This window comes from Parvibaculum sp. MBR-TMA-1.3b-4.2 (genome assembly GCF_053628815.1).
Genome location: NZ_JBRJHC010000001.1, coordinates 3,284,232 through 3,308,964, shown reverse-complemented (window position 1 = coordinate 3,308,964; position 24,733 = coordinate 3,284,232). Strand labels below are relative to the sequence as shown.

Here is a 24,733-nt window from a genome sequence, read left to right as displayed (position 1 = left end):
AATTTCGTCTGAATGGAAGAAAATCAGGAGGCGGATGAAGGCGGCCCGTCCCGCTTTTCGTCGGGCCCGGCTTCCGCGCCGTCATCCGGCTTTTTGTCGTCCCTGCTCCCGCGCAAGGGGGCATCGGGACCGGCCTCGGCGAGGAATTTATGCGACAGCGCGTGATAGACCCCTTCCTTGCAGACAAGGCGGGAGGTCGACCGCGCGATCAGCGCAGCCAACATGAGAGGCACCAGCATGCCGTGATTGTCGGTCATTTCGGCGACGATCACGAAGGCGGTGATGGGCGCCTGAACCACGCCGGCGAAATAGGCGACCATGCCGAGCAGCACAAGCGCGCCGATCGGCGTGTCGGGGAAGAAGTAGCTGAGATTGGACCCGATACCCGCGCCCACCGACAGCGACGGCGCAAAGAAGCCGCCCGGCAGACCGCTGATGGAGGAAAGCGCCGTCGCAAGCAGCTTCAGCGGCGCAAAATACCAGGACAGCGTTTCGCGACTGTGCAGCACTTCCCGGGCCTGCTCATAGCCCGTTCCGTAAACGCTGCCATGGGTGAGAACACCGCACAGTGCCACCAGCAGGCCGCAGGCCGCGGCGAAAAGAACGGGCCGCGACTTGATAATCTGTCCGAACCGCCCCCGGAACCCGGCCCCGAACAGGACAAGGACACGGCTGAAAATGCCGCCCATGAGGCCGCCCACCACACCGCAGATACCGACGGCCACCCAGTCCACCAGATGGGGCAGATGGGCCGAGCTGGATCCGAAATAGGTGTAGTTGCCGAACAGGGCGAGCGAGGTCATGCCGGCGGCCACAATGGCACCGATGATGAGGCCGCTGGTGCGCGACTCGAAGCTTCGGCTCATCTCCTCGATGCCGAACACGATCCCGGCCATCGGCGTGTTGAACGCCGCCGCGATGCCCGCGCAGGAGCCTGCCAGAATGAGGCCCGGCTGACGGCGCGGGGAATACCCGCCGATCGCAGCCATGATGGATGCACCGACCTGAACCGTCGGCCCCTCGCGGCCGATCGAGGCCCCGCAAAGCAGCCCTGCGATGGTCAGAATGCTTTTGCCGATGGCGATTCTGATCGAAACGAGCTTTCGCCTGTCGCGGGGCGCGCGCAAGGCCCGCGCGGCAATCGCCTGCGGGATACCGCTGCCTTGCGAATTCGGGAAATAGGTGTTCGTCGCATAGACGATGGCCGCAAAGCCCAGCGGCGTCAGCAGCAGCACGCCATAGGGAAACTCTGTCTGGAAGCTGTGAAAGAGCGCCTGCGCCTGGTCCGCCGCGAGCGCAAGCCCGACGGCCGCGGCCCCCACGACAAGGCCGCCTATGACGAAGATAACGCGGCGCTGAAGCCGCTGCGAATGAAGGCGCAGCAACCGCCTGCGGCGGTGGCGCTTCGGGATCAGCATCTGTCTGCTACCGGATCAGGACGAGGCGGTTACGCCTCGGAAATCGCCATCGGACACCCGCATTCGGAAGGCGAAAGTTACGCCGGAACGCACATTAAAGCACGTCCACCCGTCTTGCCGGGGTTAATGACGCCCCTTATCTATCGGGGTTGTCGGCAGAATCCAAGACACTTGCGGAAAGTTTCTGGCTCCCGCCCCATTACCGTTCCGTCATGCTAGGGTCGGACAAGCTGAATCGGGGGCCATCGCGATTTCCGGACCCTCTGGCGGCAATTCACTCGAAACCAATCCGAAGTATATGACGAACGATCCCTTCGATCTTGGATCCATTCCCGAAGAACAGACGGCACGCTCCACCAGCGCCGCCGCGCGATCCGCCATGCAGGCGAGCGCGCCCTATCTCGACGGATTGAATGCCGAGCAGCGCGAAGCCGTGGAGAGCCAGGACGGACCCGTCCTCGTGCTGGCGGGCGCCGGCACGGGGAAAACCCGCGTTTTGACCACCCGCCTCGCCCATCTGCTGGCCACGCGAAAGGCCTGGCCGAGCCAGATCCTGGCCGTGACCTTCACCAACAAGGCCGCGCGGGAAATGAAGGAGCGCATCGGCCAGCTCATCGGCGGCGTGGTGGAGGGCATGCAATGGCTGGGCACCTTCCATGCGCTCGGCGCAAAGATCCTTCGCCGTCATGCCGAGCTGGCGGGTTTGCGGTCCGATTTCACCATTCTCGATACCGACGACCAGATTCGGCTGATGAAGCAGCTCATCTCGGCGGAAGGCATCGATGAGAAACGCTGGCCCGCCCGCCAGCTTGCCTCACACATAGACGGCTGGAAGAACCGCGGCCTGACGCCCGACAAGGTGCCCGCCGGCGAGGCGCACGCTTTTGCCAACGGCAAGGGCGCCGAGCTTTACCGCCAGTATCAGGAACGGCTGAAGGTGCTGAACGCCGCCGATTTCGGCGACCTGCTGCTGGAAGTGTTGCGCATCTTCCAGGAAAACCCGGAAATCCTCGCCGAGTATCAGGACCGCTTCCGCTACATGCTGGTGGACGAATATCAGGATACCAATGTCGCGCAATATCTCTGGCTCCGGCTGCTCGCGGCCAAGCACAAGAATATCTGCTGCGTGGGCGATGACGACCAGTCGATCTATGGCTGGCGCGGCGCGGAAGTGGACAACATCCTTCGCTTCGAAAAGGACTTCCCCGGCGCCAAGGTGATCCGCCTCGAACGCAATTACCGCTCCACGCCCAACATTCTGGGCGCCGCCTCCGGCCTCATCGCCGCGAACGAAGCCCGCCTCGGCAAGACGCTCTGGACGGAAGGTGTCGATGGCGAGGAAGGCGAGAAGATCAAGGTCGCCTCCTATTGGGACGGCGAGGAAGAAGCCCGCATGGTGGCCGAGGAAGTCGAGCAGCTTCAGCGCCAGGGCCATCCGTTGCACGAAATGGCAATCCTCGTGCGCGCCTCTTTCCAGATGCGCGAATTCGAAGACCGCTTCATCAGCCTCGGCATTCCCTATCGCGTGGTCGGCGGCCCGCGCTTCTACGAGCGCGCCGAAATCCGCGATGCCAATGCCTATCTGCGTCTCATCGCCCAACCCGACGACGACCTCGCCTTCGAGCGCATCGTCAACAGGCCGGCCCGCGGCATCGGCAAGGTGGCGCTTCAGACGGTGCGTGACGCTGCGCGGCTGCAAGGCGTGTCCCTGATGCGGGGCGCCCGCGCGATCATCGCAACGGAAGAACTGAAACCGGCCGCCCGCCGCGCCGTGACGGCTTTCGTCGAGATGGTGGACCGCTGGCGCCAGCTCATCGACGGTCTTCCGCACACGGAACTCGCCGAAATCATTCTGGATGAGTCCGACTATACCGAGATGTGGCAGAACGACAAATCCGCCGACGCCCCCGGCAAGCTCGACAACCTCAAGGAACTTGTCCGCTCCATGGAACAGTTCGAAACGCTGGGCGAATATCTCGAGCATGTTTCGCTGGTCATGGAAATCGAGCAGAACGATCTCGAAGACAAGCTCAACCTGATGACGCTGCACAGCGCCAAGGGGCTTGAATTCGAGACTGTCTTCCTCCCCGGCTGGGAGGAAGGCCTGTTTCCGCATCAGCGCGCGCTGGACGAAAGCGGTATCGCGGGGCTGGAGGAAGAACGCCGCCTCGCCTATGTGGGCATCACACGGGCCAAACAGCGCGCCTATATCTCCTTTGCCGCCAACCGCCGCATCCACGCGCTGTGGCAATCGGCGCTCCCCTCCCGCTTCGTGGACGAACTGCCGCAGAAACATGTGGAAGTGACGCAAAGCGCCATGGCGGGCCAGAGCTACCAGAACTACAGCCCCTCGCGCTTTGCACAGGATTTCACCTCGGGCAGCGATTACAACAGCCCCGGCTGGCGCCGCGCCCAGAACAACAGGGAGCGCAGCTCCTCCCGCGCGCCCGATATCGAAGCCCATGCGGAACTCGTCGCAACCAGCGACCCCTCCGCCGAGAGCTACGGCATGGGCGAACGCGTCTTCCACCTGAAATTCGGCTACGGCCATGTGGCAGCCATCGACGGCAACAAGCTGACCGTGGATTTCGACAAGGCGGGACGCAAGAAAGTCATCGACAGTTTCGTGGAGCGCGCCTGAGCGCCGCCACCTCCTCCCCGCCCTTATCGAAGAAAGCCCGATGGACCGGAAAATCTCGCACTGGAAAGTGACATTCATCGTGCCGCACACCGCCGCCGATGCCTTTTGCGACGCACTGGAAAACGCGTTCCGGCCCGAAACATTCGCCATCACCACCAGCGAGGCGGAACCGGGCTCGTCGCCCCTCGTGCAAACATCGTCGGAATGGAACGAGGTGGAGGCGCGCGGCGCCTGGCGCCTCGAGGCGCTCTATCTGGAAGAGCCGGAGATCGACGCGATCCGCGACGTGCTGAAACCCGTCGAGAAGGAAACCGGCATCGCCGCCAGCGACCTCTCTGTGGAAGCCGTCCCCGAGGAAGACTGGATCGCCAAATCGCTGGAAGGCCTCCAGCCGGTTCAGGCGGGCCGTTTCTTCGTCTATGGCAGCCATGATGCCGACAAGGTACCCGCCTCGGGTATCCCCATCCTGATCGAGGCGGGCCGTGCCTTCGGCACCGGCCACCATGCAACGACGCAGGGTTGCCTCGAATTCATCAACAGATATCTGAAGCGCCAGCGCCCGCTGAATCCGCTCGACCTCGGCACCGGCACGGGCGTCCTTGCAATCGCCATTGCGCGCGTGACGCATGAGCCGGTGCTGGCAAGCGACATCGACCCGATTTCGGTGAAGGTCACGAATGACAATGCAAAGCTGAACGGCGTCGGCCCCTTCGTGAAGGCGGTTGCCGCAAAAGGCTTCGACCATCCCGAGATTTCGGCAAATGCGCCTTACGACCTCATCGTGGCGAATATCCTCGCCCGCCCACTCGTCAGCCTGATGCCCGGCTTTGCCTGGAACCTCGCCGCGGGCGGCACGCTGATCCTGTCCGGCATCCTGCGCACGCAGGAAAACATGGTGCTCGCCGCCGCCCGCATGCAGGAGATGTATCTCGTCTCCCGCAAGCCCATCGGCGACTGGGTGACGCTGGAATTGCGGGGGTAGCGTTTGACCGTCATGGCCCGGCTTGTCCAGGGCATGACGCACTTGAGAGTAAATTTCCGGCCATTGTCCAAACGCCGTGGCGCCCATACATTAGGCCCATGTTCCAGACCTATGACGATGTCGCCAATCCCGCCCTCGGCCCCGAACGCGCCGCGAAGCTCCGCGAGGAACTCAAGCGCCGCGGGCTCGACGGATTTCTCATTCCCCGCGCCGACGAGCATCAGGGCGAATATGTGCCGCCCCACGCCGAACGCCTGCGCTGGCTGACCGGCTTTTCCGGCTCGGCGGGCCTTGCCGTCGTACTGATCGACAAGGCGGCGATCTTCGTCGACGGACGCTACACGCTGCAGGTCCGCAGCCAGGTGGATGTCGGCACCTTCGAGCCGAAACATCTGATCGAGGAACCGGCCACACGCTGGATCGAGCAGAACCTGCCGAAAGGCGCAAAGCTCGCCTACGACCCGTGGCTTCACACCATCGACCAGGTGGCGCGCTTCAAGACGGCGGCGGAAAAGGCCGGCGCACCCTTCGTGCCGGTCGAAAGCAATCCGCTCGATGCCGTGTGGGCCGACCAGCCCGAACCGCCGACTGCGCAAGTGGTGCCCCACCCGCTCGACTATGCGGGCGAGCCCGCCGCCGACAAGGTGAAGCGGCTGACGGAAGAGCTGATGAACGACGATGTGGGCGCCGTCGTGCTGACCATGCCGGACAGTATCGCCTGGGCGTTCAATATCCGCGGACAGGACGTCTCCCATACGCCGCTGCCGCTCTCCTTCGCCATCCTGCATGAAGACGGCCATGCCGACCTCTTCGTGGACGAGCGCAAGATCGGCGACGAGACACGTGCCCATCTCGGCAATATCGTTTCGATCCGCCCGCGCGAGGAACTGGGCGACGCGCTCGACGATCTCGGCGCAAGGAAAGCCCGGGTCCTTCTCGACCCGGCCACCTGCGCGGCCTGGATCGCCGACCGGCTCGGCAATGCCGGCGCGGAGATGAAGCGCGGCACCGATCCCTGCGAACTGCCCAAGGCCTGCAAGAACGAGGCGGAGCTGAACGGCGCGCGCGCGGCCCATCGCCGCGACGGCGTGGCGCTGTCGCGTTTCCTCGCCTGGATCGACGCCCGCGCGCCCAAAGGCGACGTCACCGAGATTTCCGCCTCGACTCAGCTTGAAGACTTCCGCGCGGAAACCGGCCAGCTCAAGGATGTGAGCTTCGACACGATTTCCGGCGCAGGCGCGAACGGCGCCATCGTGCATTACCGCGTCACCACCGACACGAGCCGGACGCTCCAGCCGGGCGAGCTCTATCTCGTCGATTCCGGTGCGCAATATCTCGACGGCACGACGGATGTGACGCGCACCGTCTCCATCGGTACGCCCGATGCGGAACAGCGCCGCCGCTTCACGCAGGTGCTGAAGGGCCATATCGGCATCGCCACGGCGCGTTTCCCCGAAGGTACGACGGGTGCACAGCTCGACGCGCTGGCGCGCATGGCGCTCTGGAAGGCCGGGCTCGACTTCGACCATGGCACCGGCCATGGCGTCGGCAGCTATCTCTCGGTGCATGAAGGACCGCAGCGCATTTCCAAACATGGCCATGCGCCGCTCAAGCCCGGCATGATCCTCTCCAACGAGCCCGGCTACTACAAGGCGGACGCCTATGGCATCCGCATCGAAAACCTGATGATCGTGAGCCCGCCCGCCCCCATCGAAGGCGGCGAGCGCGAGATGATGGGCTTCGAGACGCTGACACTCGCGCCCATCGACCTCGATCTCGTCGATCCCGACCTTCTGACGGCGGAAGAACTGGCTTGGCTCAACGATTACCATGCCCGCGTCTGGGACGTGGTATCGCCGCAATTGGGCGAGGAAGAAAAGGTCTGGCTGGAGCAGGCGACACGGCCGGTGTGAGGAGTTCGAACACGAAGAACCCCGCAAGGCGCGTGCCCTCGGAGGTTTGACCGGCAGTCCCTCAAAAGAAGAGGCGCGGGGCAGAACTCGAACCGCACATGTTCCTACATGTGACATGTGGCATGTGTAGGGGCGGCACTTGCTCCACCCCGCGCACGGCATTTTCTCGTGCTTCGACGCAGGCACTTTTTCAGCCCGCATGCGTCCGGCGAAGCCGGGGTTTGTCACGCCCCGGGTTGCGGATGCCGCCCGGCCCTCCGCGCTGCCTGACAACCCAACAGCGCCTCTCGGTGAAAACCGGTCTCATCAATATGGGGGCGCATAAGAGGGGGAGGATAAGTTTTCGGTTTTTTACTTCGTGCTTCCTGTCCGAAAACCGGCGCCCGCTTTTCGGGAAGCACTTTAGTTCCCCCGCGCCATCTCCATCCATTCGTCTTCGGTGATCGTTTCCACACCAAGGTCTTTCGCCTTGGTGAGTTTCGAGCCCGCACCCGGCCCGGCGACGACGAGATCGGTCTTGGCCGACACGCTACCCGAAACCTTCGCCCCCATCTGCTCCGCCTTGGCCTTGGCTTCCGGGCGCGTCATCTGTTCGAGCGAGCCGGTGAAAACCACCGTCTTGCCTGAGATGGGCGACGTGCTCTCCTGCTCTTCCAGGGCCGTCGCGGTGACGCCCGCCTTCTTCAAGGCGTCGAGAACATCACGATTGTGCTTCTCGTCGAAAAACTCGACGACGGATTCCGCCAGCACTTCGCCCACCCCGTCGATGGACAGAAGGTCTTCCCAGGCACCGCTTTCGCGGTCATGGGCGGCCAGCATCTGCTTCTCGAAATTCTCAAGCGTGCCATAGCTACGCGCAAGGAGCCGCGCATTCGTCTCGCCGACATGGCGGATCCCCAGCGCAAAGATAAATCGGTCGAGAGACACTTCCCGCCGGTCGTCGATCGCCTTGAAAAGATTGGCAACCGACGTCGCGCCCCAGCCTTCTCGATCCTTCAGCTTCTTGAGGCTTGTCTTGTCGCGCTCTTCAAGCGTGAAGATTTCGTCCGGGCGTTTGATGAGTTCGTCCTGATAAAAAGCGGCAATCTGCTTTTCGCCGAGCCCCTCAATATCGAAGGCGTTGCGGGACACGAAATGGCGCAGTCGTTCCACCGCCTGCGCCGGACAGACGAGGCCGCCCGTGCAGCGCCGGTCCGCATCCATCTTGCCGGTCTTCGGGTTGACCTCGCGCACGGCATGACTGCCGCATTCCGGGCAGCGGTCCGGAAACTTGAACGCTTTCGCGCCTTTCGGACGCTTCTCCTCCACCACGCGCACGATCTGCGGGATCACATCGCCCGCGCGCTGCACGATCACCGTGTCGCCGAGCCGGACGCCCAGACGCTCGATCTCATCTTCATTGTGAAGCGTCGCATTGGAGACGACCACGCCCCCCACCGTTACGGGCTTCAGACGCGCCACCGGCGTCAGCTTGCCGGTACGCCCGACCTGAATCTCGATCTTCTCAAGCACTGTGGTCGCCTGCTCGGCAGGAAACTTGTGCGCCAGCGCCCAGCGCGGCGACCGCGAGACATAGCCGAGCCGCTCCTGCAGGGAAAGGCTGTCCACCTTGTAGACGACGCCGTCGATGTCATATCCGAGCGAGGCTCGCTGTTCCTCGATCTTGCGATAGAACGAGAGCATTTCCTCCACGCTCTCGCAGCGATGGAAATGTTCATTGGCGGTGAAGCCCCAGCTCTCCAGCGTCTTGACGACATCATATTGCGTCTCGCCGGGCAGCTCGCTCACCTCGCCCCAGGCATAGGCAAAAAATCCGAGCGGGCGACGCGCCGTCACCTTCGGATCGAGCTGGCGCAGAGATCCGGCGGCGGCGTTGCGTGGATTGGCGAAACGCGGCTTGCCGTCCTTCTCCTGACGTTCGTTGAGCGCCTCGAAATCCGCATGGCTCATATAGACTTCGCCGCGCACCTCGAACACATCGGGAATATTGCTGCCCTTGAGCTTCCCGGGGATGCTTTTGATGGTGCGCAGATTTTCGGTGACGTTTTCGCCCTCGCGGCCATCGCCGCGCGTCGCGCCGAGAACGAACTCGCCCTTTTCGTAGCGCAGCGAGGCCGACAGCCCGTCGATCTTGGGTTCGGCCGTCAGGATAAGCTTGTCGTCTTCCTTGAGATTGAGGAACCGGTGAATGCGCTGCCAGAAATCGCGGATATCGTCTTCGCTGAACCCGTTGGCGAGCGAAAGCATCGGCACGGCATGGCGCACCTTGCCGAACTCCTCCGCCGGGGCCGCACCGACGCGCTGGCTCGGGCTGTCCTCGCGCACAAGTTCCGGGTATTTCGCCTCGATCGCGTCATTGCGCTGGCGCAGTGCGTCATAGTCGGCGTCGCTGACTTCGGGCGCGTCCTTCTGATAGTAAAGCCTGTCGTGATGCTCAATCGCCGAGGCCAACCGCTCCAGCTCCTCCGCCGCCTCTTCCAGCGTCAGCTCTTCGACAGGCTTCTGCTCCGTAGCCTCACTCACCCGTGACCTCCGATCAGACGGTCCGCCGCCGCGCGGGCTTCATCCGTCACCGTGGCGCCTGCCAGCATGCGCGCGATCTCCTCGCGCCGTTCCCCGGCGTCGAGCGTTTCCACACGCGTGGCCAGTGCCGCATTTTTCTTTTTCGTTTCCGACGCCTTGGAAATGCGGAAATGATGCTGCGCCCGCGCCGCCACTTGCGGGCTATGCGTAACGACGATCACCTGCACCGCCCCGGCAAGCTCGGCAAGCCGCACGCCCACGGCTTCGGCAACCGCGCCGCCGACGCCTGCATCCACCTCGTCGAAAATCAGCGTCGGCGCACTGCCGCGCGAGGCAAGCGCCACCTTGAGCGCCAGCACGAAACGCGACAGCTCGCCGCCGGACGCAATCTTGATAAGCGGCCCGGCGGGCGCACCGGGATTGGTCGCAACAAGAAAACTGATCCGGTCCAGCCCGTCCGGCCCGCCCTCTTCTGCGGGTTTGCGCTCGCATTGCGTCTCGAACCGAGCCTTGTCGAGTTTCAACGGCTTCAATTCCTTCGCCACGGCCTTGTCGAGCGTTCCCGCCGCCTTCGCCCGCGCCTCCGACAGCGCCACTGCCGCCTTCATATAATCGGCCTCGGTCTTTTCCACGGCTTCTCTGAGACGGGCGAGTTTTTCTTCCCCGCCCTCGATATCGGCAAGCTGGTCGCGCAGTCTGTCGGCGAGCGCAGGCAGACCTTCCACCGGAACGCTGTGCTTGCGCGCCGCGGCACGCAACGCAAAGAGCCGCGTTTCCACATGTTCCAGCCTGTTGGCATCGAATTCGAGCGACCGCAGCGCCCCATCGATCCCGTCGCGTGCTTCCGCCGCTTCCACCAATGTGCGCTCAAGCGCGGCAATCGCCGTATCGAGCCGCCCGGCTGCGTTTTCCGCAGCGCGGGTGAGCTTGCGCAGCGCCTGATTGAGGCGCGCTTCGAGACCGCTGTCGCCCGATAGCGCATCAGCCGCATCGGACAGATCGCCCGCGATCTTCTCCGAATTCATCATCAGCGTGCGTTCTTCGGCGAGCGCCGTCTCCTCGCCCTCTTCCGGGGCCAGCTCATCGAGCTCGGCAACGACATGGGTCAGGTAGTCCTGCTCGGCCTTTGCCCGTGCAATGCCCGCCTCTTGCCGGTTATAGGCTTCACGCGCTTCCGCAAGCGCCGTCCAGAGACGGCGCACCTCAGCGGCCTTGCCTTCCAGCCCGCCAAAGGCATCGAGCAGCCCCCGGTGACCGGACGCATCCAGCAAGCCGCGCTCATCATGCTGGCCATGAATTTCGACCAGCAGATCGCCGATCTGCCGCAACAGACCGACACTCGCCGGCTGATCGTTGATGAAGGCGCGCGTGCGCCCGTCTTTCGCCTGGACACGCCGCAGGATGAGATCGCCCTCATCTTCCAGCGCATTCTCGCGCAACAGCGCGCGGGCGGGATGGGACGGCTCCACATGAAAGACAGCCGTGACACTGCCCTGCTCCGCGCCATGGCGGACCAGACCTGCATCGGCACGCCCGCCGATAGCGAGCCCCAAAGCGTCGAGAAGAATGGATTTACCCGCGCCGGTTTCGCCCGTCAGCGTGCATAGGCCGCTGTCCAGCGAAAGCTCCAGCTTTTCGATAAGCACAATGTCGCGGATCGACAATGTGACCAGCATGTCAGACCTGTTCCGGTAATGCCCGGTCAGAAGACGCTGTCCCAGGCCTCGCTGATCCAGGACCCTTCATGTTTCTCCGGCTTCAACCCTTTGCCGGCGAGCAAATTATAGGCATCTTCGTACCACTCGCTGCCCGGGTAGTTATAACCGAGAATCGCTGCCGCCGTCTGCGCCTCCGGTTGGATGCCGAGCGCCAGATAGGCTTCCGTCAGGCGCTCCAGCGCTTCGGGCGTATGCGTGGTCGTCTGATATCGCAGTATGACGGTCCGGAAGCGATTGATGGCGGCGATGTAGTCGTGCTTGTCGAGATACCAGCGCCCGATCTCCATCTCCTTGCCTGCCAGATGGTCCCGCGTCAGGTCGATCTTCAACCGCGCATCGCGCGCATACTCGCTCTTGGGATAGCGGCGAACCAGCTCGCTGAAGGTGTTGAGCGCGTTCTCGGTCATCTTCTGGTCGCGGCCGACGTCGGAGATCCGCTCGTAATAGCAAAGGCCGGTCAGGTAGAGCGCATAGGGCACATCCTTATTGCCCGGATGGAGCTGGATGAAGCGCTGCGTGCCAAGAATGGCGTCGTCGTAATTGTTGGTCATGTAGTTGGCATACGCACTCATCAGCGTGGCGCGCCGCGCCCATTCCGAATAGGGGTGCTGCCTCTCGACCTCGTCGAATTCCTTGGCCGCGCGGTAGTAGTTCTGCTCCTGCATGTAGTCCATGGCGGTGTTGTAGATCTGCTCGACGGGGCGCTCTTCATAAGCGATGTCCTCGTCGCTGCCGCACCCGGCAAGGGTGCCGGCCGCAGTCAGAACGAAGGTCCCCACCAGCGCCATACGCAAGCCACGGGAAAATCGCGAGCTTTTCCGGTCACGGGTCGACAGCTTGGCCACACTCATCGGCGCTACTTCCTCTCCCTCAGGCCCCGGGGCCCATTTCCAGGGCCTCCGGACAGATCAATTCACACCCGCAACCGCCGCGACTCACAGGAAGCGCGGCCCGGCATAGCGTCAGCCGGTTTTATCCCAGAAGCAGGCGGCAGACCATAGCGGGCAATGAGCGCATATCGCAAGAAAAGCCGGGCCGGACCGCTCTCCTTTTTGGAAATCGGTCCCGACGCCGGATGGAGAGCGGATTTTCCTCAAGCACATGAAATCGCCGAGCGAATTCGTCTGCCCGGGATATGTCCCGGAGGCAGGGCTTTCCGAAAATTCATGAAAGACGAAGTTTATTCCGCGGGGATCGCGACGGCCCGCTCACGCGGCTCGGCCACAAATCGGGGCAGGCTCGAAAACTCGACGATCTCATAGGCCGTTTCGTCAGCCATCAGCGCCTTGAGCACACGCGAATTCATGGCGTGGCCCGCGCGCTCCCCCTCATAGGTGCCGATCAGCGGGAGACCGGACAGCGCCAGATCGCCCACCGCATCGAGCATTTTGTGGCGCACGAACTCGTCCCGATAGCGAAGCCCCTCTTCATTGAGGATTTCATCGCCATCGACCACCACGGCATTCGCCAGCGAGCCGCCACGGGCAAGACCGGCTTCCCACATCGCCTCGATATCCTTGCGCATGCAGAAAGTCCGCGCGCTCAGCACATCGTCGATGAAATCGGGATCGCGCAGATCCGCCTCGACCTTCTGACGGCCGATTGCCTTGCTCTCGAATTCGATTTCGAAGGAAAGACGGAACCCCTCGCCCGGCAGCAACGCCGCCCGCTTGAGCCCCTCCTCGACCACCACCGGCTTCAGAATGCGGATCGCCATGCGCGGCGCGGCCTGTTCGATAAGCCCGGCACCCTCGATCGCGCGGATGAAGGGTTCGGAACTGCCGTCCAGAACCGGTACTTCCGGCCCGTCAAGCATCACCAGCGCATTGTCGACACCCATGGCCGACAGCGCAGACATCAGATGCTCGACCGTGCTGACGGTCGCGCCATGCTCATTGCCGATCATGGTGGAAAGCGTGGTATCGACCACATGGTCGTGGCGCGCGGGGATATGCCCCTGCTCGCCCAGATCCACACGATGAAACTCGATACCGTGATTGGCCTCGACCGGGTGGATCGTCAGATGGATCATCTCGCCCGTATGCAGACCGACACCATCGACATGCACCATCCGGGCAAGCGTCTTCTGTGCCGCGCGGCCGCCATGACGCTTGCGACGCACAGTCTCCTTCCCACCGCTTCTGGTAGCAGTGCCGGTCGTCATCGTCTCATAGTCGGAAATGCGCACGCGCTGGTCCTTTGGAAATTACGGTTTACCCCTTGCCGCAGTGCAATAAGTAGCAACCGTCCCAATTTGCTTCAAATAACAGTTTCTTACTGATTGTTACCTTAAGATACCGACCGCAAGTCCCTGATATTAAAACAAAAATCCGCCCGGCCGATTTTCCGTCGGCATCGGGCGGATTCAAGCTGATCGTCGATCCGGAAGAAGTGGTGCGTCCCTTCCGGATCGATCTCTTTACCTAGTTCGCCTGACGGCGGAGGAAGGTCGGGATCTCGAGTTGCTCTTCCTCGTAGGAAGGCTGCACGAGCTTGCTGTCATCCTGGCCCTGCAACGTATCGCCCTGCTGGCGGGCGGGCTGACGCTGCTCGGGCTCGGGACGGCGGGTCGCCTCGCGCTTCATGCTCGGCTCCCGGCGCGGCGCTTCTTCGCGACGGGTTTCCTGCGCTTCCTCATCCTTGCGGCGACCGCCGGTCAGACGTTCGAAGAAGCCGGGGCCTTTCTTCGGCGCACGGCTCTCGCGGAGCGGCTGGGCCTTCTGACCGAGGAAGGACGGAATGTCCTGCGACGACTTCGCCGACTGCACACGATCCATGTCACCGGGGATATAGGGGCCCTCGCGCGGTTCGGCACGAACCGCCGCCGGGTTCACCACGGGCGCGGGCTCGTCGCGACGGGCTTCCCGGCGAGGCTCCGGCTTGTGGATGATGACTTCGGCCTCATACTCCTTGGGATCGAAACCGCCGGTGAAAGGCCGGCCGCCAGACGCCGCGGTCCGGCGTTCCTCCGGCTCCGCAACCTGTTCGGCCGCCTCTTCCCTGGGCTCAGCCGCTTTCTCGGCGGCCTGCACCGGAATGACGTTGGACGCCACTTCCTGCTCGCGCTCCGAAAGCTGGGCAGGCTCCATCCGCTGACGCGACACGGCCTGGGCCTGCCGCACGGTTTCCGGGCGGCCCTGCGCGGCCTCTTCCGCCTCGATACCGGTGGCCACGACCGAAACGCGCATCCGGCCATCCATCGAGCTGTCGAAAGTCGAACCGACGATGATGTTCGCATCGGGATCGACTTCGGAGCGAATACGGTTGGCCGCCTCGTCCACTTCATAAAGCGTGAGGTCCATGCCGCCCGTGATGTTGATGAGCACGCCCCGGGCGCCCTTCATCGACACTTCGTCGAGCAACGGGTTGGAAATCGCGGCTTCCGCAGCGGCAACGGCACGGCTTTCGCCTTCCGCTTCGCCGGTTCCCATCATCGCCTTGCCCATCTCGTTCATGACGGTACGCACATCGGCAAAGTCGAGATTGATCAGGCCGGGCTTCATCATCAGGTCGGTGATGCCAGCCACGCCGGAATGAAGAACCTGGTCCGCCATGCCGAACGCATCGGCAAAGGTCGTGTTCTCATTCGCGATACGGAACAGGTTCTGGTTCGGGATAATGATGAGCGTATCGACATATTGCTGAAGGTCGGAAATACCTTCCTCCGCAATACGCATGCGCCGCGAGCCTTCGAACTGGAAAGGCTTGGTCACCACACCGACGGTGAGAATGCCCTGCTCCCGAGCCGTGCGCGCCACCACGGGTGCGGCGCCGGTGCCGGTGCCGCCGCCCATGCCCGCGGTGATGAACACCATATGGGCACCGGTGAGCTGTTCGCCGATTTCTTCGATGGCCTCTTCGGCCGCCGCGCAGCCGACTTCGGGCCGCGAGCCTGCGCCGAGGCCTTCCGTGATGTCGGCGCCAAGCTGGATCCGCCGTTCCGCCAGAGACGCCGAAAGCGCCTGGGCGTCCGTATTCGCCACCACGAAGTCGCAACCTTCCAGCCCGGCTTCGATCATGTTGTTGACCGCATTGCCGCCCGCACCGCCTACACCGAAGACGGTAATGCGCGGCTTGAGTTCCTTCTCCTGCGGAACCGAAAGTTTGATGCTCATGTCAGCCTCCTGAGAGCAATTTGAAAAACGAGGCCCTGCCCGGAAACATCCGGAACGCCAGCCGACCGGCCCTGCCGCCGCCGGTCGCTTGCCCCGCATAGGTGCCCGCCGCGCTTGCGGGCCGGAAAATCATCGTTGCGCGCCATCAGAAATTCTCCTTCAGCCATCGGCCAAGCCTGCGGATATGGCCGCGCGGAGCGGCCTCCCCGTCCGGGTCATGGGCCGCCGCCTCGAGCGGAGACATCTGCGAATAGGAAAGAAGACCGGCACATGCCGAAAAAGCAGGGCCACCGGTCGCATCTGCCAGCCCCGCAATGCGGATTGGCTGGCCTACGCGCACCTGCTTGTCGAGCATGCGCGCAGCAAGTTCGCGAGCGCCGTTCAACTGGCTCGCGCCACCGGTCAACACAACACGCCGTCCGGCGAGCCGGCCATAGCCGCTCGCTTCCAGCCTGTCGCGTACCAGTTCGAACGTCTCTTCGAGACGCGGCTGAATGATTCCGGTCAACATCGACCTGGGAATATGATTCGCCGAGTCCGAATCTGTTTCGCCCACTTGCGGCACGTCGATCATCTCTCTTTCATCGGATGGACTCGCCAGCGCGCTGCCGTAAAGCGTCTTCATGCGTTCTGCATGGGCCAGCGGTGTAGAGAGTCCTCGCGCGATGTCATTTGTAATGTGATTCCCGCCGATTGACACGGAATCGCAATAGACCATCGCCCCTTCAAAGAAGACCGCAAGTGAAGTTGTGCCGCCGCCCATGTCGAGAACGGCAACGCCAAGGTCCATTTCATCTTCGACCAGACAGGCCAGACCGCTCGCATAGGGTGAAACCGCAATGCCGGAGACAGCGAGATGGCACCGCTCGACGCAGATCTCGAGATTGCGCAGCGCCCCTCTCTGTGTGCTGACCATGTGGACTTCCACGCCCACCTTGTCGCAGAACATGCCGCGCGGATCGCGCACGCCCCGGCTGTCGTCGATGCTGTAATTGGTCGGGATGGCGTGAAGCACTTCCCGCCCCTCGGGCTGGAAATTCTCCTGGGCATGACCGATCAGCCGCGCCAGATCGTCATCCGTCACTTCCGAGCCCTGAAGCTTGGATTTGACGCCGACCGTCTGGCTCTTGGGTTCGCCGCCCGACACCGTGACGAGAACCTCCCGAATGGTGATGCCCGCCATGCGCTCGGCCGTGTCGACGGCAATCCGGATCGCCTCCTCGGCGGCATCCATATCGACAACGGTGCCGGCGCGGATACCCCGGGATACCTGATGACCTATGCCGACCACCCGCATGGGCACATGACCGTTCGCCATGCGACCGGGTTCGACCTTCGCGATAAAGCAGGAGACCTTGCTGGATCCGACATCCAGCGCAGCCACCACGCCGGAACGGCCCGGTGCGACCGGACGCCCCTGAAACCCCTTGGAACCGAGCGACACCATATTCATGTTCTGTCCCCCGTGCCGGTCGCTTTCGACCGCACATCACCATCATGCAAACTGACACCTACCGCCGAACCGTCCTTCAGGGCGTCGGCCGCTTCTTTCGTCAACTCCACCGCCACCCGATCCTTCAGACGCAGATCGACCGAAACGATGTCGCGGGAAAGGACCTTATGTTCCGCGTCATACGCAACCAGACGCGCCAGCGCGCCGGACACATCCTTTTCCGGCAGCTTCACATCGACGCCGTTTTCAAGGCGCAGATTCCAGCGACGCTCTGAAACACGCACAAAGGCCCGCACCCGCGTCAGCAGCGCCGGATATTTCTTCGCCATCATCGCGATCAGCTCCGGCGCGGCGCGCGGCGCGCCGAACCCGACGATGAACGGCAGCGATGCGTAATTCTTGATGTTCTCATCCGTGATCGGCGTACCTTCCCGGTCCACAACGGAAAGAAATCCGCCGCGCTGCCAGATGGCGAAGGTCTTGCGCTCCACGATGTCGAGCCGGATCGCATCGGGCAAAAGCCGTGTGACCGTGGCGCTTTTCACCCAGTCGAGACGCTCCACCCGTTCGCGTGCCTCTTCGGTATCGAAAGACAGGATAGGGTCGCCGCGGCTGATGCCGAGCGAGGCAAGGAGCCGGTCGGGCCGCGTATGATGACGGCCCGTCACGGTCACCTCCTGAATGGAAAAACCCGCCAGTGCCATCAGCTTGTCTGCCTGCGCGGTTACCGCGCGGCCCGCCGCGGCGACATGGCCGCCGACGAAAAGACCGTAGAGAACGACGCCCACAATCAGCACACCGGCGCCGACGGTGAAGGGCCGCATCGGCACCTCGCCCTGCGTCAGCGCATAGAGGCGCGCCGCGACCGGCCCCTTCGGCGGCGTCTTGCGCTTACCGAAGATGCGCGTCTGCGCCGTGTTGCGGCGTTTGCCCGGCGCCACGGCGCTCTTGCCGTTCTTTCGGCGCGTCACGCCCGTGCGCGACGTCCGGGATTTCGACTTCACCTCCCGCATGAAGCGTCCTCCACCATCCAGCTCACCAGTTCCACGTATGAATATCCGGCCAGGTTCGCGAGTTCGGGCACGAGCGACGTCGGCGTCATGCCGGGCTGCGTATTCACTTCCAGAAGAATGAGTTCGCCCTTGCCGCTCTTCGTGTCGTCATAACGGAAGTCGGAGCGCGTCACGCCCCGGCATCCCAGCGCCTTGTGGGCCGCCAGGGTGATGCGCTGGACTTCCTGCTTCAGCTCTTCGTCGATCGGCGCAGGCAGAATGTGGCGCGAGCCGCCTTCCTGATACTTCGCCTCATAATCATAGAAAGCGGTGTTGGCGATGATCTCGGTTACCTCGAAAACTTCCTCACCCATGACGGCGCAAGTCAGCTCGCGGCCGGCAATGAATCGTTCGATCATCACCTCATGCCCGAGATCCCATTCCGGGGAGGTCAGCTCGGCGGGCGGTCGGTTGTCCCCTTTCTTCACGATGAAGACACCGACGGACGACCCCTGATTGAGTGGCTTCACCACGTAAGGCGGGGACATCACATGACCGAGCGCCGCCTGCTCGCGCGGCACGACAAGACTATCGGCAACCGGCAGGCCCGCTTCGCGGAAAACGGCCTTGGCGCGCTCCTTGTGCATGGCGAGCGCAGAGGGCAGCACGCCGGAATGCGTGTAGGGCACACCGAGCACTTCGAGAAGGCCCTGCACACAACCGTCCTCGCCCCATTGGCCGTGCAACGCGTTGAAGCAGACATCCGGCTTTACGCGCAAAATCTGATCGGCAAGATCGCGGCCGGCGTCGATCTCGCTCACGCGATAGCCGCCCTTGCGCAACGCATCGGCGCATCCCTTGCCTGAGACAAGGCTCACATCCCGCTCCGCGCTCCAGCCGCCCTTCAGAACGGCAACATGCTTTCCGTCCGTCATGCAGCCTCCTTCAGGGGGATACCGATGCGCCGGATTTCCCATTCAAGCGTTACGCCACTGGTTTCCTTCACGCGGGCGCGTACGTCCTCGCCAAGCCCTTCAAGGTCGGCGGCGGTTGCATCGCCCATATTGATAAGGAAGTTGCAATGCTGCTCGCTCACCTGCGCACCGCCGCGGACAAGTCCGCGACAGCCTGCGGCGTCGATGAGCTGCCAGCTCTTCCGCCCTTCCGGGTTCTTGAACGTGCTGCCGCCGGTGCGGCTGCGGATCGGCTGGCTCACCTCGCGCGAAGAGGTAATCTCTTCCATCCGCGCAGCAATCGCTGCCTTGTCTCCCGCATGCCCGCGATAGAGCGCCTCGACGAAAATCAAGTCGTCCGGCGCACCGCAATGGCGGTAGCTGTAATGCATATCGGCGTTGGAAAGCGTCACGATCTCGCCTTTGCGCGAAACCGCCTTCACCTCGACCAGCACATCCTTCGTTTCCGAGCCGTAAGCGCCGCCATTCATGCGCAACGCGCCGCCGATGGAACCGGGAATGCCGCGATAAAACTCAAGGCCGGCAATGCCTGCCTGCTGCGCTGCGCGGGCGACCGCTACATCGAGCGCGGCCGTACCGGCCCGGACGAAATCGCCTTCCGCTTCTATGCTCATGAAGGGTTTGCCGAGACGGATAACGACACCCTTCACACCGCCGTCGCGCACGAGAAGGTTCGACCCGACGCCGACCACCGTTACCGGCACATCCTCGGGGCAGCCCGCAAGGAAGGCGGCGAGGTCTTCGACATCCGCCGGCCGGAACAGCACTTCTGCCGGTCCGCCGACACGGAACCATGTGAGCGGAGCCATCGGCGCATTGGCCGTCAGTTCGCCCCGTACTTCAGGCAGATGCTCGATCAGATCGGTATGGAAGACAGCCGCGTTCATGCGTCCCCTCCCTTGCCGAATTTCTTTTCCAGGTCGGCGGGCAGCGCATTCGCCCATTGCGTGATATTGCCGGCGCCGAGACAAACGACAATGTCGCCGGGCTTCGCCATGTCGGCAACGATCCCGGGAAGGTCTTCCGGCTTGTCGAGCGGCACGACATTGCGGTGGCCACGATCACGAAGTCCCGCGACCAGCGCGTCGCGATCCGCGCCTTCGATCGGCTTCTCGCCCGCCTCATAGACATTGGCGACGATCACCGCGTCCGCATCGTTGAAGCAGGCGCAAAAATCATCGAACAGATTGTGAAGCCGCGTATAGCGATGCGGCTGCACCACGGCGATGGTGCGCCCCTCGCCCGCGCTGTGGGCGGCCTGCAAGACGGCGGCGATTTCCACCGGGTGATGACCGTAATCGTCATAGATGTGGACGCCATTCCAATCGCCCACATAGGTGAAGCGCCGCTTCACGCCGCCGAAACCTTCAAGCGCCGTGCGGATACGGTCGTCCGAAATACCAAGCTGCAGCGCCACGCCGATAGCGGCGAGACTGTTCAGCATGTTGTGCTTGCCATGCATGGCAAGCTTCACGCCCGGCAGCTCGCGCTTGTCGCCCGTCTTGCGGTTCGTGATCGTCACGTCGAACACATTGAAGCCGCCTTCGACGCGCGCATTGGTCGCGCGAATGTCTGCCTGGATGCTGGTGCCATAGGTCACGATACGCCGGTCGCGCACACGACCGATCAAGGCCTGCACTTCCGGGTGATCGATACACATCACCGCCGCGCCATAGAAGGGCACATTCTCGACAAAGGCGAGGAAGGCATCCTTGGCGGCCTCGAAGGTGCCGTAATAGTCCAGATGTTCCGGATCGATATTGGTAACGACCGCGATGGTGGACGGCAGCTTGATGAAGGTGCCGTCGGATTCATCGGCCTCCACAACCATCCACTCGCCATCGCCCAGACGCGCATTGGTGCCATAGGCATTGATGATGCCGCCATTGATGACCGTCGGATCGAGGTCCGCTGCATCGAGGATGGAGGCGACCAGCGAGGTGGTCGTCGTCTTGCCATGCGTTCCGCCGATGGCCACACAGGATTTAAGGCGCATCAGTTCCGCCAGCATCTCGGCGCGGCGCACCACCGGCAGGAAGCGCTCCCGCGCTTCCTTCAGTTCCGGATTGTCGGGCTGGATGGCGGAGGAAATGACAACGACATGCGCATCCTTCAGGTTCTCGGCCTTCTGACCGACCATGACGTCGACACCAAGTTCGCGCAGGCGCTTCACATTGGCGCTCTCCGCCATGTCGCTGCCTTGTACGCTATAGCCAAGATTATGCATGACCTCGGCAATACCGCTCATGCCGATACCGCCGACACCGACGAAGTGGATGGTTCCTATGTCGAGAGGAGCCGGACGCATTACCCACCTGCCTTTTCATGCGACAGCGCGCGGCGAAACTCGCCACGGCCCAGTTCTTCGACGAGATCGGCGAGCTTCTTCACCGCCTGCGGCTGCCCTGTCGCCTTGGCGGCGGCCGCTGCGCCGTTCAGTGTTTCGGGATGCGCGAAGAGGTCGGCGAGCTTTTCAGCCAGAGACTCTTCCGTAAAATCGCGTTGCTCGATCATCCAGGCCGCGCCCTCACCGGACAGCACTTCGGCGTTCGCCTTCTGGTCGTTGTCGAGCGAATGAGGCAGCGGCACGAGGATCGACGGACGCCCGATAATGCCGAGTTCCGCCATGGTGGACGCGCCCGACCGCCCGATGACAAGATGCGCCGCCGCGATGCGCGCGGGCATGTCATCGAAAAATGTCTGAAGTTCCGCGGCAATCCCCGCCACGCGATAAGCGCCTTCGACCCGTTCCCGATCTTCCGGGCGGCATTGCTGCACGACATCGAGCCGCGCGCGAATGCTTTCAGGCAGGCGGGTCAGCGCGCCGGGCACGATATCGGCCATCACACGCGCGCCCTGGCTGCCGCCAAAGACAAGCAGCCGGATCCGGGCATCGGCATCCAGCCTGTCGTAAGGCACATCCGCCTGCTGGATCACCGCGTCGCGGACCGGATTACCGGTCAGCACGAGCTTGCCCTTGTCGACCTCGCGCAGATAGCGCGGGCTCGGAAAGGTGGACGCAATAGCGTGAACATAAGGCCCGACCAGACGATTGACGCGGCCCAATACGGCGTTCTGTTCATGGACGCAGGTCGGGATACGACGCAGCAGCGCGGCGGCGAGCGGCGGCAAGGTCGGATATCCGCCAAAGCCGATCACCACGGAAGGTTTCACCCGCCCGAGAATGCCGAAGGATTTTGCGACGCCCGAAAAAAGCACGGGCGCCGCTTTCACAAGGCCGGCGATCCCTTTGCCTGAAGGCGTCGCCGACGGCACGGCATAGATATCCGCACCGGGGAACAAACTGTCGAAGCGCTTCACGCGCTCATCCGTCATCAGCACGATGTCGCGGCCCCGCCGCGCAAGCTCCTGCGCCAGCGCCTGGCCGGGGAAGAGGTGCCCCCCCGTGCCGCCCGCGGCAATCACGACCGGTCCCTGCATATTGGCACTCATGCCACAACCCCCCATCCGGAAGGCATCGGCACATGCGAGCCGGCGCGGCGGCGCGTCAGCGCCAGCAACATGCCCATGGTGAGCGAAACGGCAAAGAGCGACGACCCGCCATAAGAGATGAACGGAAGTGTCATCCCTTTGGCGGGAATAAGGTTCACATTCACCGCCATATTGATGAGCGCCTGCAGCCCGAACAGCGCGACAAGCCCGCAGGAAGAATACTGGATGAAGAGATCCTGCTCCTCCATCGCCCGCGACAGCGTGCGCATGACGATGAAGGCGAAGAGACCGATGATGAGAAGCCCCGCCAGCACGCCATATTCTTCCGCGGCAACGGCAAAAATGAAGTCGGTATGCGCGTCGGGGAGGATCTGCTTCACCTCGCCCTCGCCCGGCCCGCGCCCGAAAATGCCGCCCGCATGGAAAGCATCGAGCGCGGTGTCGATCTGATAGGTGTCGCCGCCCGCCGGATTGACGAAACGGTCGATACGGCTCGCGACATGCGGCATCAGCATATAGGCCGCCATAAGCCCGGCGAGCGCCGCCGTGCCCAGCGACCCGATCCAGACCCAGCTCAACCCGGCCATGAAGAAGATCGCACCGAACACCATCGTAATCAGCATCAGCTGACCGAAATCGGGCTGCAGCGCGAGCACGCTGATGACCATGACATAAAGCGCAACGGCAACCGCCGTGCCCGGGAAACCGGGCAGCCGGTGCGCCTCGGCAAACATCCAGGCGGCGATCACAATGAAGGCCGGCTTGATGAATTCGGAAGGCTGCAACGCAAACGGACCGATCAGGATCCAGCGATGCGCACCGTTCATTTCCGGCCCGACCAGAAGCGTCAGGATCATCGCGAAGAACGCGCCTGCGAAGACGAACACCGCCAGACGGCGGATCTGTTTCACCGTCAGCAGCGACACCCCCACAAGGATCATGAGCGAAGGCAAAAGGAACAGGAGCTGCTTGTAGACGAAATGGAACGGCGGATAGTGAAGCCGCATCGCGACGGCCGGGCTCGCTGCCAGCGTCAGCACCATGCCAAGCGAGATGAGCAGGCCGATCGCCAGAAGCGTCAGCCGGTCTACCGTCCACCACCATTCGGCAAGCGCCGTGCGATTTGTTCGGGAAAGGCGCATCATACGACCGCACCTCCCGCGCTTTCCAATACCGCCTGCACGTCTTCACGGAAGCGGTCGCCGCGAATTTCGAAATTCGCGAACTGGTCGAAGGATGCGCAAGCCGGCGACAAAAGCACCACTTTGAGATCCGCCGTATCCGCTTTTGCGTCGCGTGCGGCATCGTGCACCGCGCGGTCCAGCGTGCCGCAGATTTCATGTGCGACCGTATCGCCGAGCGTCGCCGCGAAGTCTTCCGCCGCTTCGCCGATCAGATAGGCCTTGCGGACGCGCGGAAAGAGATTTGCGAGGGAGGAAATCCCCCCCTCTTTCGGCTTGCCGCCCGCGATCCAGTAGATGTTGTCATATGCCGCGAGCGCCTTCGAGGCGGCATCCGCATTGGTCGCCTTGCTGTCATTGACGAAGCGCACACCGTCCCGCTCGGCGACGATCTCCATGCGGTGAGCAAGGCCCGGAAAGCTTTCGAAAGCGGAAAGAATTTTCTCGCGCAGATAGCCAAGGGCGCGTCCGGCCGCGAAGGCCGCTGCCGCGTTCTGCCAGTTATGCGCGCCGGGCAGCGTACGCATCGGCTTCAGCGAACCCACATTCACCGTCTGCTGGCCCGTCGCTTCGTAAAGAACGCCATCGATGACATAGACGCCCCGTCCGAGCGCCTTGCCGACGGAAACAGGCACCAGACTGGCCACGCGCCACGCGCCGATCTTCGTACCGATGTCGCTCGAATATCCGTCATCCACACCGACGATCGCCGTATCGCCTTCCTTCTGCCGCGCAAAGAGCCGCGCCTTCACCGCCGCATAGTTTTCGACCGTGCCATGACGGTCGATATGGTCCGGCGTGATGTTGAGAAGAATGGCGATGTCGGGCGCGATGCCGGGAGCCAGATCGATCTGATAGGACGAGACCTCGATCACATAGACCATGCCCGTTTTCGGGGGATCGAGATCGAGGACGGGCCGGCCGATATTGCCACCCACCTGCACGATGCTTCCACAACGGCGCACCATGTGACCGATCAGCGCCGTCGTGGTCGACTTGCCGTTCGTGCCGGTGATGGCAACGAATTTCGCGCCGGTGTTGCTCGCCGTCAGGGCGCGCTGAAACAGCTCGACATCGCCGATCACTTCCACGCCCGCGCCCTGCGCCGCCTTGACCGTCCGGTGCGGTTCGGGATGGGTCAAGGGAACACCCGGCGCGAGAATGAACGCGGCAATCGAGCTCCAGTCCCACCCGTCGCAATCGGAAAGCGCGACGCCCGCCTCGCGGGCTTCCTCGCGTTTGACCTCGGAATCGTCCCAGGCAATCACCTCCGCTCCGCCGGCTTCGAGCGCACGCACCGTCGCGAGCCCGGACTTGCCCAGTCCGAACACGGCAACGCGGCGCTTTTCGAAACCCGGAACGGGTATCAT

The 24,733-nt window shown here is 63.2% G+C and carries 17 protein-coding genes; 3 read left to right on the top strand and 14 right to left on the bottom strand.

The genetic code is table 11. The features are described from left to right. Window positions 1-23: 23 nt before the first annotated feature. A complete protein-coding gene (locus ACSSVQ_RS15810) occupies window positions 24-1,418 on the bottom strand; it encodes a chloride channel protein (protein WP_454184295.1) in 1,395 nt (464 codons plus the stop codon). 298 nt (window positions 1,419-1,716) lie between these two features. On the opposite strand from ACSSVQ_RS15810, the gene ACSSVQ_RS15805 reads away from it, so the two are divergent. The 3 genes from ACSSVQ_RS15805 to ACSSVQ_RS15795 all read left to right on the top strand — a co-directional run bounded on the left by ACSSVQ_RS15805 (window position 1,717) and on the right by ACSSVQ_RS15795 (window position 6,954). After that, window positions 1,717-4,059: an ATP-dependent helicase gene (locus ACSSVQ_RS15805; RefSeq protein WP_454184294.1), complete on the top strand. Its 2,343-nt coding sequence runs from the start codon at window positions 1,717-1,719 to the stop codon at window positions 4,057-4,059. Window positions 4,060-4,099: 40 nt separating this feature from the next. Next, the gene (locus ACSSVQ_RS15800) at window positions 4,100-5,041 is read left to right on the top strand and encodes a 50S ribosomal protein L11 methyltransferase (RefSeq protein ID WP_454184293.1); all 942 of its coding nucleotides are present in this window, start codon (window positions 4,100-4,102) and stop codon (window positions 5,039-5,041) included. 98 nt (window positions 5,042-5,139) lie between these two features. Next, window positions 5,140-6,954 (top strand): aminopeptidase P family protein, encoded by a 1,815-nt coding sequence (locus ACSSVQ_RS15795; protein WP_454184292.1) that lies wholly within the window; start codon window positions 5,140-5,142, stop codon window positions 6,952-6,954. Window positions 6,955-7,356: 402 nt separating this feature from the next. Here the strand turns inward: ACSSVQ_RS15795 and ligA are convergent, their stop codons facing one another. The 13 genes from ligA to murD form a co-directional block, all read right to left on the bottom strand. Then, complete coding sequence (ligA, locus tag ACSSVQ_RS15790; protein WP_454184291.1) at window positions 7,357-9,477, bottom strand: NAD-dependent DNA ligase LigA; 2,121 nt, start codon at window positions 9,475-9,477, stop codon at window positions 7,357-7,359. Beyond that, window positions 9,474-11,153, bottom strand: a complete 1,680-nt coding sequence (gene recN / locus ACSSVQ_RS15785; protein WP_454184290.1) for a DNA repair protein RecN — start codon at window positions 11,151-11,153, stop codon at window positions 9,474-9,476. The genes ligA and recN overlap by 4 nt, the downstream gene beginning before the upstream one ends. A gap of 26 nt (window positions 11,154-11,179) precedes the next feature. Continuing rightward, complete coding sequence (locus ACSSVQ_RS15780) at window positions 11,180-12,046, bottom strand: outer membrane protein assembly factor BamD (RefSeq protein ID WP_454184289.1); 867 nt, start codon at window positions 12,044-12,046, stop codon at window positions 11,180-11,182. A 329-nt stretch (window positions 12,047-12,375) separates the two neighbouring features. Then, window positions 12,376-13,383 (bottom strand): UDP-3-O-acyl-N-acetylglucosamine deacetylase, encoded by a 1,008-nt coding sequence (lpxC, locus tag ACSSVQ_RS15775; RefSeq protein ID WP_454184288.1) that lies wholly within the window; start codon window positions 13,381-13,383, stop codon window positions 12,376-12,378. 235 nt (window positions 13,384-13,618) lie between these two features. After that, complete coding sequence (gene ftsZ / locus ACSSVQ_RS15770; protein WP_454184287.1) at window positions 13,619-15,310, bottom strand: cell division protein FtsZ; 1,692 nt, start codon at window positions 15,308-15,310, stop codon at window positions 13,619-13,621. Window positions 15,311-15,455: 145 nt separating this feature from the next. Next, window positions 15,456-16,763, bottom strand: a complete 1,308-nt coding sequence (gene ftsA, locus ACSSVQ_RS15765; protein ID WP_293323991.1) for a cell division protein FtsA — start codon at window positions 16,761-16,763, stop codon at window positions 15,456-15,458. After that, the gene (locus ACSSVQ_RS15760) at window positions 16,760-17,776 is read right to left on the bottom strand and encodes a cell division protein FtsQ/DivIB (protein WP_293323994.1); all 1,017 of its coding nucleotides are present in this window, start codon (window positions 17,774-17,776) and stop codon (window positions 16,760-16,762) included. The genes ftsA and ACSSVQ_RS15760 overlap by 4 nt, the downstream gene beginning before the upstream one ends. Beyond that, on the bottom strand, window positions 17,764-18,690 hold the full coding sequence (locus ACSSVQ_RS15755; protein WP_454184286.1) for a D-alanine--D-alanine ligase: 927 nt from the start codon (window positions 18,688-18,690) through the stop codon (window positions 17,764-17,766). The genes ACSSVQ_RS15760 and ACSSVQ_RS15755 overlap by 13 nt, the downstream gene beginning before the upstream one ends. Continuing rightward, window positions 18,687-19,616 (bottom strand): UDP-N-acetylmuramate dehydrogenase, encoded by a 930-nt coding sequence (gene murB / locus ACSSVQ_RS15750; protein WP_454184285.1) that lies wholly within the window; start codon window positions 19,614-19,616, stop codon window positions 18,687-18,689. Before murB ends, ACSSVQ_RS15755 begins: the two co-directional genes overlap by 4 nt. Further along, window positions 19,613-21,037, bottom strand: a complete 1,425-nt coding sequence (murC, locus tag ACSSVQ_RS15745) for a UDP-N-acetylmuramate--L-alanine ligase (protein WP_454184284.1) — start codon at window positions 21,035-21,037, stop codon at window positions 19,613-19,615. The genes murB and murC overlap by 4 nt, the downstream gene beginning before the upstream one ends. Next, window positions 21,037-22,182, bottom strand: coding sequence for an undecaprenyldiphospho-muramoylpentapeptide beta-N-acetylglucosaminyltransferase (gene murG, locus ACSSVQ_RS15740; protein ID WP_454184283.1), 1,146 nt, complete (start codon window positions 22,180-22,182; stop codon window positions 21,037-21,039). The genes murC and murG overlap by 1 nt, the downstream gene beginning before the upstream one ends. Continuing rightward, window positions 22,179-23,327, bottom strand: a complete 1,149-nt coding sequence (locus ACSSVQ_RS15735; protein WP_454184282.1) for an FtsW/RodA/SpoVE family cell cycle protein — start codon at window positions 23,325-23,327, stop codon at window positions 22,179-22,181. Before ACSSVQ_RS15735 ends, murG begins: the two co-directional genes overlap by 4 nt. Beyond that, the gene (murD, locus tag ACSSVQ_RS15730; protein ID WP_454184281.1) at window positions 23,324-24,733 is read right to left on the bottom strand and encodes a UDP-N-acetylmuramoyl-L-alanine--D-glutamate ligase; all 1,410 of its coding nucleotides are present in this window, start codon (window positions 24,731-24,733) and stop codon (window positions 23,324-23,326) included. The genes ACSSVQ_RS15735 and murD overlap by 4 nt, the downstream gene beginning before the upstream one ends.